Annotated in this window: 15 protein-coding genes; 9 read left to right on the top strand and 6 right to left on the bottom strand. The window is 45.4% G+C overall.

The genetic code is table 11. The features are described 5' to 3' along the window. Positions 1-2: 2 nt before the first annotated feature. The gene (moaD, locus tag AC5W2J_RS12845; protein WP_496059851.1) at positions 3-236 is read left to right on the top strand and encodes a molybdopterin converting factor subunit 1; all 234 of its coding nucleotides are present in this window, start codon (positions 3-5) and stop codon (positions 234-236) included. A 36-nt stretch (positions 237-272) separates the two neighbouring features. Continuing rightward, positions 273-2066 carry a S9 family peptidase gene (locus tag AC5W2J_RS12840; protein ID WP_496059850.1) on the top strand — a complete coding sequence of 598 codons (1794 nt, stop codon included), beginning with the start codon at positions 273-275 and terminating at the stop codon, positions 2064-2066. A gap of 57 nt (positions 2067-2123) precedes the next feature. On the opposite strand, the gene modA is transcribed toward AC5W2J_RS12840, so the two are convergent. The 3 genes from modA to fdhD form a co-directional block, all read right to left on the bottom strand. Further along, on the bottom strand, positions 2124-2885 hold the full coding sequence (modA, locus tag AC5W2J_RS12835; RefSeq protein WP_496059849.1) for a molybdate ABC transporter substrate-binding protein: 762 nt from the start codon (positions 2883-2885) through the stop codon (positions 2124-2126). A gap of 113 nt (positions 2886-2998) precedes the next feature. Continuing rightward, a complete protein-coding gene (locus AC5W2J_RS12830) occupies positions 2999-3226 on the bottom strand; it encodes a hypothetical protein (protein ID WP_496059848.1) in 228 nt (75 codons plus the stop codon). Between the two features lie 16 nt (positions 3227-3242). Then, complete coding sequence (fdhD, locus tag AC5W2J_RS12825) at positions 3243-4046, bottom strand: formate dehydrogenase accessory sulfurtransferase FdhD (RefSeq protein WP_496059847.1); 804 nt, start codon at positions 4044-4046, stop codon at positions 3243-3245. Between the two features lie 385 nt (positions 4047-4431). Between fdhD and AC5W2J_RS12820 the strand changes: the two genes are divergently transcribed. From AC5W2J_RS12820 to AC5W2J_RS12810, 3 genes are all read left to right on the top strand, one after another. Further along, the gene (locus AC5W2J_RS12820; protein ID WP_496059846.1) at positions 4432-5682 is read left to right on the top strand and encodes an L-lactate MFS transporter; all 1251 of its coding nucleotides are present in this window, start codon (positions 4432-4434) and stop codon (positions 5680-5682) included. A 60-nt stretch (positions 5683-5742) separates the two neighbouring features. Then, the gene (locus AC5W2J_RS12815) at positions 5743-6105 is read left to right on the top strand and encodes a Na-translocating system protein MpsC family protein (RefSeq protein WP_496059845.1); all 363 of its coding nucleotides are present in this window, start codon (positions 5743-5745) and stop codon (positions 6103-6105) included. Positions 6106-6276: 171 nt separating this feature from the next. Further along, entirely contained in the window at positions 6277-8625 is a 2349-nt protein-coding gene (locus AC5W2J_RS12810) for an FdhF/YdeP family oxidoreductase (RefSeq protein WP_496059844.1), read from the top strand. Between the two features lie 64 nt (positions 8626-8689). Here the strand turns inward: AC5W2J_RS12810 and AC5W2J_RS12805 are convergent, their stop codons facing one another. Beyond that, positions 8690-9613, bottom strand: a complete 924-nt coding sequence (locus AC5W2J_RS12805; protein ID WP_496059843.1) for an AEC family transporter — start codon at positions 9611-9613, stop codon at positions 8690-8692. Positions 9614-9776: 163 nt separating this feature from the next. Between AC5W2J_RS12805 and AC5W2J_RS12800 the strand changes: the two genes are divergently transcribed. The 3 genes from AC5W2J_RS12800 (at position 9777) to AC5W2J_RS12790 (ending at position 11878) form a co-directional block, all read left to right on the top strand. Next, positions 9777-10220 (top strand): MarR family winged helix-turn-helix transcriptional regulator, encoded by a 444-nt coding sequence (locus AC5W2J_RS12800; protein ID WP_496059842.1) that lies wholly within the window; start codon positions 9777-9779, stop codon positions 10218-10220. Positions 10221-10367: 147 nt separating this feature from the next. Next, positions 10368-10985, top strand: a complete 618-nt coding sequence (wrbA, locus tag AC5W2J_RS12795; RefSeq protein ID WP_496060094.1) for an NAD(P)H:quinone oxidoreductase — start codon at positions 10368-10370, stop codon at positions 10983-10985. A gap of 161 nt (positions 10986-11146) precedes the next feature. After that, positions 11147-11878 (top strand): sulfite exporter TauE/SafE family protein, encoded by a 732-nt coding sequence (locus tag AC5W2J_RS12790; protein WP_496059841.1) that lies wholly within the window; start codon positions 11147-11149, stop codon positions 11876-11878. Positions 11879-11924: 46 nt separating this feature from the next. On the opposite strand, the gene AC5W2J_RS12785 is transcribed toward AC5W2J_RS12790, so the two are convergent. Both AC5W2J_RS12785 and AC5W2J_RS12780 read right to left on the bottom strand, forming a co-directional pair. Beyond that, complete coding sequence (locus tag AC5W2J_RS12785; protein ID WP_496059840.1) at positions 11925-12287, bottom strand: DoxX family protein; 363 nt, start codon at positions 12285-12287, stop codon at positions 11925-11927. Positions 12288-12310: 23 nt separating this feature from the next. Beyond that, entirely contained in the window at positions 12311-12976 is a 666-nt protein-coding gene (locus AC5W2J_RS12780; protein WP_496059839.1) for a universal stress protein, read from the bottom strand. 167 nt (positions 12977-13143) lie between these two features. Between AC5W2J_RS12780 and AC5W2J_RS12775 the strand changes: the two genes are divergently transcribed. Further along, entirely contained in the window at positions 13144-13305 is a 162-nt protein-coding gene (locus AC5W2J_RS12775; RefSeq protein WP_170146875.1) for a hypothetical protein, read from the top strand. The last annotated feature ends 312 nt before the right edge of the window (positions 13306-13617 follow it).

Here is a 13617-nt window from a genome sequence, read left to right as displayed (position 1 = left end):
AAATGATTAAAGTGTTGTTTTTTGCCCGCCTTCAGGACGAAGCCGGGACAGAAGCGCTGGAAGCCCCAAAAGCAGGTCTGACAGTTCAGGAAATAAAAACATGGCTGAAAGAAGAGTACCAGCTTGTCTCTTTGGATCAGGCGATGGCAGCGGTAAATGAAGAATTTGCCGAAAATGAGGATACGCTTTCTGATGGGGATACGATTGCTTTTATTCCACCGGTAAGCGGCGGATAAGACAAAAAATACGGAAAAAAAGGGCGGGGAAGCTATATGATATCGTTTCATAAACCGAAAGCCGAACAGTTTTTCCAGACAACAATCATTCAGCAATTTGCTGTAAATACAGAAGAATCCCAGCTCATGTTCAGTTCCAACATGAACGGAGCATTTAATATCTGGGGAATGGACCTGCCTCATACGTTTCCCTACCCGCTTACGTTCATTAACCAAAGCTGCCACGGCATTCATTATGCAGAAAACTCCGATTTTGCCGTCGTGAGCTTTGATGAAGACGGAGATGAAAACAGCCGGCTGTACGCCATGCCGCCGGAGGGAGGACAGCTCGTCCCGCTTCGTACCGCGGAAGGAGAAAGACATTTCTTCGGCTCTCTATCTGACGACGGAAAGCGCCTGTATTATACAACGACGAGAGACAATGCGACTTTTTTGAATACGTACTGTTATGACCTGGAAAGCGATACGGAAAAGCAGGTGATCGAAGGAAGCGGCGGCGCCACCTATTTTGCGGCACGCAGCCCGGAAGAGCAGACGATTGCGTTTATCCGCCATTTTGCCAATACATATGTTTTGGGCTATCTGCTTAAAGGAGACAAAGAAGTCCAGCTCACGCCGGAAAGCGGGGAGCAGCACACGGTGTCGGATATCGTGTTTACAAGCGAGCAGGACATCTACCTGCTCACCAACTGCGGAGAAGACTTTACCTACCTGGCTCATTTTGATGTGGCACACGAACAGTTTACAAAGCTTCTGGATGCGCCGGAAGGGGAATTTTCGAGCCTTCATTTTGATGAAGATAGAAAAAAGCTGTATTTGTCTGCTTCCCTCGGCGTAGAAGACCGGCTGTATGTGTATGAACTGAAGAAAAAAACACTGGATAAAATAAAAACGCCGGTGGATGTAATAGAGCAGATTACGATAGGGAAAAGCGGATCGGTTTATTTGATGGGCCGCCGTGCCGTTGAGCCGTTTAATATTTTTAAGCTGGCTGACGGAACACCGGACTGGGAGCGGCTGACTTCTTTTAAAGTGCCCGGCATTGCAGAAGAAAGTCTCGTAGACCCGGACGTCATCCGTTATCCTTCCTACGACGGACTGGAAATAGAAGCACTGTATTTTAAAGCAAAGCCGGACGTGGATAACGGGTATTTGATCCATTGGCCGCACGGAGGGCCGCAGGCATCTGAGCGGAAGATGTTCCGGGCGCTGTTCCAGCTTCTTTTGAATCGGGGTTACAGCATTGTTGCTCCTAACTTCCGGGGTTCCACAGGCTACGGCCTGTCTTTCATGAAAATGGTGGAAGGTGACTGGGGATATGGACCGAGGCTTGATAATGTAAAAGCAATGGATTACATGATTGAACAGGGATATGCAGACAAAGATAAGATTCTATTGATGGGCGGCAGCTACGGCGGCTACATGGCCCTGCTGCTGCACGGCCGACACGCGGACTATTATCAGGCCGTTGTAGATATTTTCGGAGTATCCAACTTGTTCAGCTTTGTGGAATCGGTGCCGGAACACTGGAAGCCGGTTATGAAACAGTGGGTCGGCGACCCGGAAACAGATAAAGCGAAGTTTACGGAAGATACGCCAATTACGTACTTGGATTCAATGACCAAGCCGATGCTCGTGATCCAGGGAGCAAATGATCCACGAGTCGTGAAGGCAGAATCGGACCAGATCGTAGAAGCGTTGAAAGAGAAAGGGTCCGCTGTAGAATATATCGTACTGGAAGATGAAGGCCACGGCTTTTCAAAAAAAGAAAACGAAATCAATGTATACAAAAGTGTACTCGCCTTTTTTGAAAAATATACGAAAAATTAAACTGGTGTTCTCTGCCTGAAATAAAAAAACAGCTGCCCGGAAAAAGGGCGGCTGTTTTTATTCGGGCTGCAGAAAACCGTAGGAATCAAATACTTCTTCTGCTTCCGGACCGGTAAGATAATCAAACGCCTCGCGGGCATTTTCATTTTCTGCACCGTCTGTGGTAAGTGCAATAGGATACTCAATCGGAGAGTGAAGGTCGGGGTCCACTGCCGTTACGATATCCACCTGGTCAGTGGAGGGAGCATCTGTTGCATAGACAAAGCCGGTTTCCGTTTCGCCGCTTGCCACAAAGAGTACCGCTTCTTTCACATTGCGCGATTGAACAATTTTGTGGACGATTTCATCATAAACACCAAGAGATTCCATCATTTCCTGGGTATAGATTCCTGCGGCAGTATCGGTTGGCGTGCCGGCGGCCAGTTTATCAACCGCATCCGTCGTTAAATCATCGAGCCCTTCCAGTTTTTCAGGCTCTCCGGCGTTTTCAATCATGACCAGCTCATTGGCGAGAACGATTTCTCTGGAATCCTGATCGATCAGCTGCTCGTCTTCAAGTGCATCCATCGAAACATTTGATGCGCTGAAGAAAATGTCCGCGTCCGCACCGTCCGCTATTTCGCCTTGAAGAATGCCGGAGCCTTCAAAAATGAATGTAACATCGGCGCCAAGAGCCGTTTCAAGCTCTTCTTCCATGGACTCAAGCGAGTCCTGAAGGCTTGTGGCGGCATAAATATTTATCGTATCTTCTTCAGCGGCGGGAGTGCACGCAGCAAAAAGAGGAAGCAGGGGAAGGAATACAAAGAGTGTACGTTTCATAAAAAAGCAACCTTTCTTCTTCAAGATCAATTTATGTTCTTCTTTCTAGTGTAATCGAAATGATACCCGGCGGGAAAAGAAAAACCTTCCATTTTGTGAATGGAAGGCGAACATTATACAGCCAGGTTGATAATAGCTTCGTTTCGCTCCGATTGTTCCTCGGGAGCTGCAAGATCATACTTTTTTAAAAGATGAAACAGTTCATTGAGTCGTTCCTGGGAAAGCTCTTCATGCAGCAGCGCATCTGCTTTTTGGGAAACCTCTTCCGGCATAAAGCCGCGCTGACTGTTCAGCTTTTCTTTTACCTGTTTCGGGGTGTGGTCAATACTGCAGGAACTCATGGAAAAACCTCCTTGTTTATGGATGGATACGTTCCGGGTGGGAATAAATATTAAAAGACTGCCCCCTAATAAAGCCTACGGCTGTAATGTTCAAGTCTTCAGCCAGTTCAATCGCCAGATTGGTCGGAGCTGATTTGGAAAGCACGACACCGACACCGATTTTGGCAGCCTTTGTCAGTACTTCTGAAGATAGGCGTCCGCTGAAAACAAGTACTTTGTCGCGGACGGGAATTTGGTTCTGCAGGCAGTAGCCGTACAATTTATCAAGAGCATTATGGCGTCCGATGTCAGTCCGGCTTACGATAAGCTCTTCCGGCGTACCGATAGCCGCATTGTGCACCCCGCCGGTGCCTTTAAATAAAGTACTTTCCTCCTGCATCGTTTTCATCAGACGGATGCACTGCGAAGCGGATAGAGTAACGGCGGATACCGCTGTTTTAGTTGTTTTGACATCGCTTTGAAAGTAGAACTGACGGCTTTTGCCGCAGCAGGAACCAATGACCCGCTTGGAGTACTGCGCGGGCTGCATCGTTTTGCCGCTTACGAGCTGCACGTAGGCAAATCCTTTGCTTTCATCAATCTCGAGCGAAGCAATCTCTTTATAAAACATGATTACGCCTTCGGAAGCAAGAAAACCAATCACCATTTCTTCAAAATGGGTGGGGGTGCAGACCATCGTAGCAAATTCTTCCCCATTTACATAAATCGTGAGCGGAAATTCGGTGACGATGCTGTCTTCTATTTCAGAAAAAGCCTCCTGGTTATAGCGGACGATCGTCCGCGTCAGGCTCATTTTATCTGCTGACTGTTCGATAGCCATGGGCATACCTCTTTTCGTAGGAGCTGTATCTTAATGAAAACACATTCATGAAAAGGAAACAACTATTCCGCCGGCCTTAAATTTCTCTTGTGCTTTCAGCAGAAACAAGATATGATTTATACGAAGTTCATGCACGTGAAGCGATAAAATTCCGAGGCAGCGATCCTGTTATCGGTTTTATTTGCAGCACATTTGTAAGCGATTACCTTTGGTGGAAAAGTAGCGCATACCTGCTTAATACTAAACGTCGTCCGACTTTTTTAAGGGATACTTGTATCCTTTTGGAGAGCTGGCGGCGTTTTTTCTGTTTTAAAGCAATGATTCCACCGCTATTAGTACCGTACGCCGGTTTTATACTATGAAATAAAAGAAAGAGGAGAAAAAAATGGGAAAAACAAAAAACCGCTGGCTCATCGCTCTTGCTGCTGTAGGCATACATATTTCAATAGGATCAGTTTATGCCTGGAGTGTATTCACAAATCCTTTAATGGAGCAGTATGGCTGGGACTTAAGTGCAGTATCGATCACATTTAGTATAGCAATCTTGTTCCTTGGGCTCTCTGCCGCATTCATGGGACACTTTGTAGAAAAGCACGGTCCCCGTAGATCCGGTCTGGTGGCAGCATCGTTTTTTGGAGCAGGCATGATTGGCTCCGGTATTGCTGTATCGATTGAATCACTGGCTCTGCTTTATGTTACATATGGCGTTCTTGGAGGAATTGGACTTGGGGTTGGATACATTACGCCGGTTTCCACACTCGTGAAATGGTTCCCGGACCGACGCGGTCTGGCCACTGGACTCGCTATTATGGGCTTTGGTTTTGCAGCGATGATTGCAAGCCCGATTATGGCGAATTTAATTGAAAATGTTAGCATTTCCGGCACCTTTTTTATTCTTGGAAGTGTTTATTTTATTGTCATGATTTTATCTGCTCTTTATTTAGAGCGTCCGCCGGCGGGTTATATGCCGGAATACCAGCAGGGTGGTTCCGGTCGGGTTACGACTGATTTATCGCAGCTCACAGCGAATGAAGCAGTGAAAACAAGACGATTCTGGTTTTTGTGGATCATGTTATTTATTAATGTAACCTGTGGTATTGCCATTTTAGCAGTAGCATCTCCGATGGCCCAGGAAATTGCCGGACTCTCTGCAGCAGCGGCGGCAACAATGGTTGGCATCATGGGATTTTTCAATGGGGCAGGACGGATTGCCTGGGCGACGATTTCCGATTATATGGGACGTCCGAACGTGTATACGGCCTTCTTCGCCATTCAAATTGTTACCTTTTTCGCTCTGCCAAGTATTACAGCAGCGATTTTATTTCAGGCCGTACTGTTTTTAATTATTACTTGTTACGGTGGAGGGTTTGCTTCGATCCCGGCTTATATCGGCGACTTGTTTGGAACCAAACAGCTCGGCGCGATTCACGGCTATATTTTAACAGCCTGGGCCGCAGCAGGACTTGTCGGTCCTAACCTGGCTGCCTGGGTCAGAGAAACCACATCAAGCTATGCAGCGACCTTATATATTTTCGGAGGGATGTTTGTCATAGCGCTGATCGTTTCCCTCGTGATCCGCATTGATATTAATAAGCTCAAAAAAGAGAATGCGGTCAAAGCAAAAGCTGCGAGTTGACATTTCGATTAAATCCTTATAGGATTCTACGTAGCTGAACAAAAAAGGATTGGCATAGCAATGCATAAATATGAAGCAGAATTTAGTAATCTCGTCCGTTCGTTCCGCAAGAAACATATGGGCAAAGGACCAAGCATGATCAAGACTACGTTTTGTAAAAACTGGGCGATATGCGAAATGGAAGGCAATTTGTCTCCGATCGAAAAATTTATTTCCAGTTCAGACGAAGGCCGGCACATGCTCCGGGAAGCCAGAACCGAAATGGTCAAGGAAATATACCGGAAGACGCCTCCCGTCGAAATGGAAGAGTTTCTGCAGTGTAAATTTGTAGAGCTTTTCGTCGATATTGATATTGAACGAGACTTTGGCATGTCGATTTTCGTATTTGATGAGAATATCGAAGAAAAATTTTTAAAAGCATAACAAAAATCAGGTTAGGCACTTGGCAGCGTTCCTGTTAAAGACTCAACCACCGTATATCTCTTCCTTAGGGAGAGGTACGGTGGTTTTTTGTTTTAACGGAAAAACTGCCTGTACGATTAAAGGAAAGCGCTCTCCCAACATGCATTTATTACATATGAAGAGGTGGAAGAAATGGGAAAAACAAAACATACAGGACCAGTAAAATTGGATAAAAAAGTAACGCCAAGTCTTTGGGCGGGATTAACGCCTATGGGACTCGGCAAGGTGAAGCCCCATCATATCCGCGACACGATGAAAGTAGCATGGGACAATAAAGACAATGCCGCCTACGCCTATCGTATTCTGACAAAGGGAGTCTGCGACGGCTGTGCGCTCGGCGTATCCGGTCTTTATGACCAGACGCTTTCCGGACCGCACCTTTGTACGACAAGACTAAATGTGCTCCGTCTGAATACGGCACCGGCCATGAAAACAGACATTTTGGAAGATGTGGACCAGATGCGGGAGCTCGACAGCACCCAGCTTCGAAAACTCGGCCGGATTCCGTTTCCGCTTTCCCGTAAAAAAGGGGAGAAAAAATTCACCCGTATCAGCTGGGATACAGCGCTGGATCGTATCGCAGACAAAGCAAAAGAAATTGACCCCAAGCAGATGGCGTTTTACTTAACGGCCCGGGGCATAACGAATGAAGTGTATTATACGGCCGCGAAAATGGCACGGTTTATCGGCACAAATAATATAGACAACGCCTCGCGCATCTGCCACTCTCCAAGTAAAACGGCGCTGAAGCGTTCGCTTGGGATCGGCGCATCCAGCTGCAACTACAAAGACTGGATCGGCTCAGACGTTCTTGTCTTCTGGGGCAGTGTAGCCGCAAACAACCAGCCCGTTTCGACGAAATACATGTACGCTGCCAAAAAAGCAGGCACGAAAATTATTATGATTAACCCATACCGGGAGCCGGCTATGGAAAAATACTGGATTCCCTCTATCCCGGAAAGCGCCGTATTTGGCACGCAGATTGTAGATGACGTATACCAGGTTAATATCGGCGGGGATATCGCCTTTATGAACGGCGTGATGAAGCATTGGTTTGCGATGGAAGAAAAGCAGCCCGGTTCCGCCATTGACCATGCTTATGTGAACGAACATGCGAATGGTTTTGCGGAACTAAAGGCTCACATGCAGACACAGAGCTGGGCAGAGCTGGAGGTTTCTTCCGGCCTGTCGCAGGAACGAATTGCTGAATTTGCCGAGCTGCTCGCGCATTCCAAATCAGGTATCTTTATTTGGAGCATGGGCCTGACGCAGCATCGCTTTGCGACCGACAACATCTCCCAGGTAGCCAATCTGGCTATGCTCCGAGGCTTTATTGGACGCGAAAACTGTGGAGTGATGCCGATCCGCGGTCACAGCGGAGTGCAGGGATCCGGAGAAATGGGGGCAGATCCATTTGTGCTTCCGGGAGGAGATTTCACGGAGAGCAATGCAGCAAGACTGGAAGAGTTGTGGGGGTTTGATATTCCGAGATGGCAGGGGGACACGATCGGCCAGTCACTTGAGAATGCAGTACTTCCGGACGATCATGAGCGAAAGCTGAAACTGTTCTTTACGAGCGGCGGCAACTTTCTGGAAACGATGCCGGACCCGGATGCGATCGAAAATATTCTAAGCAGCGTAGAGCTCCGCGTGCATCAGGACATCATTTTTAATACGTCCACGTTAGTCGATGCCCAGGAGGAAGTCATTGTTCTTCCCGCTATGACAAGATACGAGCAGCCCGGTGGAGGCACGTCCACAAGCACGGAGAGAATGGTGTACTTCAGTCCGGAAATTGAAGGACCGCGCATTGAAGAGGCACGCTCAGAGTGGGAGATATACGTAGATCTGGCAGCGCGGATCCGTCCGGAGACGAGCGAAAAGATGAATTTCCAGGAAGCACATGAAATACGTGCGGAAATTGCGAAAGCCAACCCAAATTATGATGGGATCCAGCATTTGAAAGAGCAGGGAGACGTATTCCAGTGGGGCGGTGCCTGGCTCTGCGAAGGCGGTATATGCCCGACGCCGGATGGAAAAGGAACGCTGTTTGCCATTGATATTCCCGAGAACCGCCGGACGGAAGGAAACTTCTATGTGACGTCCCGACGGGGAAAGCAGTTTAATTCGATGATTTACAGCAGCAAGGATGCCTTTAATGGCGCGGACCGGTATGCAATTATTATGAATGAGGAAGACGCCGCTGTGTTAAATATTAAAGAAGGCGAAGCGGTTGTCACCTACAATAAATTTGGTACCTACCAGGGCACGGCAAAGTTTGAGGACATTGCGAAAAGCAACATTGCCGTCTACTGGCCGGAAGGGAACGTACTGCTTGATAAACGGGCGTACGAAGAGTATGCGCAGATTCCGGAATACAATATCGGCGCGGTCGTGGAAAAAGCGGAAACGTTCCATGCCCAGAAAGATCAGCGCTATGTAGAAAAACGGGTCGAAGAATTGGAAATGACTACAGAATAGGAAAAGAAGATAAATATGCGTCGTTTAAAAGCCCCGGAGCTTCCGGTGGCTTTTTTTATACTGTTTAAAAAAGAAGTTCGGACAGATAGACAACGATAGTTACCGTGACACTGCTGAGCATTGTAGAGATAAGAACGCCCTGAGCCGCATAGTCCGGATAATTATCGTATTCAAGTGCAAACAATGCGCTGTTCCGCGACATAGGGAAGGAGCTCGCAATAAATAAAGCCTGGGCGACGGTTCCTTCGATGCCAAGAAGCATGATAATACAAAAAGCGACGATCGGAGCAAAAATAAGACGCCCGAAAATAGCGGTAAAGAACAGAAAGGAAAAATGTTTCAGCGCTGGATAGGCGACCTGGGCTCCCAATGTAATTAAAGCAACTGCAAGAAAGCCGTCCGCAAGGTTTTGAAGTGGAATCCACAGAAAGTCGGGAATAGGAATAGAAAAGCCGTAAAAGATAAATCCGAGAAATAAAGCGTAAATGATCGGGGTTTTAAAAAGGTCTTTAATCATCCCGGCACCCGGACCGTTCGTTGAAGCGGAGTTCATCATGCCATATGTATAGGTAAGAATATTCTGGAACATCATCACAATAATCTGAATGGACGAACCGATGGGATTGGCCTGAAAGACGAGCTGGCTTACCGGAATACCGAAGTTGCCGGAGTTGTTGAGAACCACACTGTTTTTGAATGTGGCGGCAAGTTTTGGGTCCATCCCTGTGCTTTTAGCAAACAACGCAGTCAATACAGCGAGAACAAGAAACTGCAAAAATAAAAAGCCGCCTATTTCTAAAAGCAGGCCGGCTTCCATTTCATTTTCGTAAATATTCGTAAAAATGATGGTTGGCAGAAATAAATAAGTGAGAAGCTTGGAAAGCGTACTCAGCTGAAATTGAAAAATGCGGTGCAGCAGTGCTCCTGCAAACAATAAAATAAATACAGGCAGAATAATCTGCAGTAATATATTGAAAAGAAGTCCCATTTCATCCCACTCCAGCTAAACTTTTCCTTCAGTGTACCGAAATACAAAGAGAAATGCACTATTTATTAACAAAGAAAAAGTTGCATGAATCTGTAATGTATGGTAAATTATCTTTAATTCAAGATAATTGAATTCGAGACATAAACAAAAGGATATGAGTCTTATGACAGACAAACAGGTAGAAACTTCTGCTGCGCTGAAGTCTTTGATCGTTTTATCAAGAGCCCAGCATGCGGTGGAAGAAGAAGTGAGAAAAGACATTCAGTCCCACGGGTTAACACCTACGGAATTTGGTGTGCTTGAACTTCTTTACCATAAAGGCAGACAGCCTATCCAGCATATCGGAAAACGAATTCTGCTGACGAGCGGAAGCATGACCTACGTTATTGATAAGCTGGAGAAAAAAGAACTGCTGCACAGAGTCCGGTGTCCAAAAGACCGCCGGATCGTTTATGCTGAGATAACAGATAAAGGCTATCAGCAGATAGAACAGATCTTCCCGGCCCACGAACAGAAGATTACAGAAATATTCAGCGTACTGAGCCCGGAAGAAAAAGAACAGTTTATTGCCCTCTTAAAAAGAGTGGGACTGTCCCTTCAAAAATAGAGACATTTTACTTTTATAGGAGGTGAGTATTTCTTCAACACAGACTGCATAATCTGTTGATAACAGTGATAGTACAAATTCAGGCAAGGTGGAGAAAAAAACATGGGTCTATTTGATATTTTTAATTCGAAAGGAAGCGATGATACAATGGCAGACACAAAAATTGCAGTAATTTATTATAGTTCAACTGGTACAAACCACCAGATGGCTAAGTGGGCAGTTGAAGGAGCAGAAGCAGCAGGAGCAGAAGTAAAGCTTCTAAGAATAGAAGAAACAGCACCGGCAGCAGCACTTGATTCCAACCCGGCCTGGAGAGAGCACTACGAAGCAACAAAAGACATTCAGGCAGCTTCTACAGAAGACCTGGAATGGGCAGACGGCATTATCTTCAGCATGCCAACTCGTTTTGGTAACCTTCCGGCACAGCTGAAGCAGTATATTGATATGACCGGCGGCCTTTGGGCTCAGGGGAAACTTGTTAATAAAGTAGTAAGCGGCATGAGTTCTGCGAGCAACCCGCACGGCGGACAGGAAGCAACTATCCTTGCTCTTTATACTTCCATGATGCACTGGGGTGCAATCATTGCATCGCCGGGCTACTCTGATCCAATTACGTTTACGACCGGCGGTAACCCATACGGAACCAGCGCAACGGTAGGACAGGATGGAAATATCGTAGAAAACATTGAAGAAGCTGTAAAACACCAGGCGAGACGTACAGTGGAAATTACTTCAGGTGTAAAACAAGCCCAGCCAGTATCATAATATAAACAAAAAGAAGCAGCAGCCTGATATGGGCTCTGCTTCTTTTTTTATGTCGAAAACCCTCTTATGCGCGGCTTTGGGACTCGAAAAAAAGGAGAAAAAGGTGTAACATAACGGGCGGAAGAACTATTGACGCAGTGAAGACAGAGGAGAGACGAAAAATGATGGAACTACTGCTTATTATGGTTATTCTGTTTGCAGGCAGCTTTATTCAGGGAATCAGCGGATTTGGATTCGGATTGTTTGCCATGGCGCTGCTGCCTTTTATATTCACAGTAAAGGAAAGCTCACTGCTGGTGATTGCCCTGGCTCTTGTCACGTCCGTAACTATTATGCTGAGATTTAGAAAGCACATTGATTACAAAAGCCTGATTTACATATTGAGTGCGGCGGCAGCCGGCAGAATCGGAGCTTTTTTTATTTTGGATACATTTGGCGAAGAGGAAATAATGAAACGGATTCTGGGGGCCGTCCTGATAATGATGGTCATTTATATTTTTATGAAAAAGAAAACAGAGGATCCGGCACTGGCGGAGAAAAAATGGCTTCCTCTTACCCTCGGTTTTTTCGGAGGAATTGTAGGAGGCGTATTTGCAGTAGGAGGACCCTTTTTTGTATTTTATTTTCTGCTTCTCTTAAAAGATAAATATGCCTACACGGCGACGCTGCAGGCGACATTTGTGATAACGAGCCTGTTGACAGTGACCATCCATTTATTTAACGGCGATTTAGGCGGTACATTTATATGGTACTTCCTCGCAGGTGCTGTAAGTGTCATTGCCGGCTCGAATTTAGGGATGCATTACTTCAGCCATCTGTCTTCAGAAAGAATCAAACTGTGGGCCGGCATTTTAATTGCCCTTGCCGGGATAAATCTTATCCTGTTTAATTAAAGAAAGCCTGTCTCCCATTAGGAGGCAGGCTTTTTCTATGGGAGACTTATTTTGTATGGGAAGAGAGCTTCCAGGCCGATGTAATCAGCGGCCATTGCAGAAGGACCCGGATCCACAAAAGAAGCGGCTTCGGCTTCCCGCCTTTTTTCAGGGGCATGTTTGTTGCGGCCATATACAGGTTAGCTGGAAACACGAGCACCATTAATATGGACACTGCTTTTCCCGTCCAGGCGGTCCCTTTATTAATCAGCAGCAGCATGCCAAGGACCACTTCGGCTGCACCGGAAATGTAGACGGCGGCCATTCGTACTCTGCCGAGAAATGGAATCATTTTCGAAAAAAAGCCGGGGCGCTTGAAATGAGCCGCACCGGCTGCAGTAAGAATAAAACCAAATAATAGTCGGGCCATAAGGAAATTCTCCTTTCGCTGTGTTACTCTTTTGGAAAAATTTTCTCACGGACCGTGCCATGAATTACGCGGCCGATAACAATTTCCTTGCCGTGGAACGTTTTGAACAAACCGCTCTCAAAATCAGTATGCATATCTTTAAAGAAAATGCCTTCGATACATCCTTCCGGACAGTTTCCTAAATGAAGGGTATATGTCTCATTTTCTTTTGTAAGGTAGGCACGAACGCCTTTCTGATAATCACCGAAAGAAGGTGGGAGCTCGCGCTGTACAGACACAATATGAATATCAACAAAATCAATGCGCTTTAGGATTTCTGTAGCAATAGCTCCTTTTGTCAATTCCTGCCATTTGCTTCGGGCGCTTTTACCGATAACAATCTGGGTAATTTCCCGTTCTTTGGCTACATCTACGATAACTTCAGCTACTTTTCTGCCATTGGCCGGTTCAATCGTGAAATCAGCTTGGTACTGATCAGACAGACGCTGCCATTCTTCATGATTCTGCTGGTTCTCCAGGTAGTCTTCGTCTTCTCTGGAATTCTCTACAGTGATGACATGGAGAGGGGCATTAAAGGACTTGGCAATAGTTGATCCTCTGCGGATCAGCCGCTCTGCATCCGGCGGAAAAAAAACACAGACAAGAATGCTTTCGTCTCCTGGTTGATACGCTTCGTTAGTGTTCTTCATTAGTCGTCTCTCCTTATGGGACATTCGTCCGCTTTATATTTATAGTAACGTAAATTCTCCAAAAAGCATAAAAAAATCTGTTTTCCTGTACATATTCTACAAATTAGGAGATTAAATTTATACATGAAGGGTATATTATAGTATCAACATATAAAGGAGGGTATAATATGTTAAGTAAAATCGTACTCATTATAGGTTATGTTTTAGCAATAGCAGGTGTAATAAATCTTATTACTTCTCTTTTTGGAGCAGGAACAGGCATTTTGGGAGTAGGTATCGGTGGTTTAATCGTAGGCCTTATTCTAATCTTTTTGGCTAAACGAATATGACCCTGCACTAATACTATTATCTTAAGGCTCTTTGTACCGTTTGGTGCAAAGAGTTTTTTATTATGTTTTTTTAGTATATTAATATATCAAATAACTATATTTATATAGAATGTATAATTTTTCAAGTTCCAAAGGGCCTTTATTAAATTAACAAACATCCATCTAAAAGTCTATTCTTCTTAAAAGATTGCCAATACTTATTTTATATGGAAAAATATAAAAAAACCTTGTATAAATGGTCGCTTAAAAACGGAAAATCAATTACAATAATGATAGCGCTTTATTTTAGACCAGTGTAAATAGTCTGAATTT

This window comes from Sinobaca sp. SA16-1 (genome assembly GCF_059510515.1).
The sequence above is the reverse complement of the archived record's forward strand: the minus strand, read 5'-3'. Positions and strand labels throughout refer to the sequence as shown.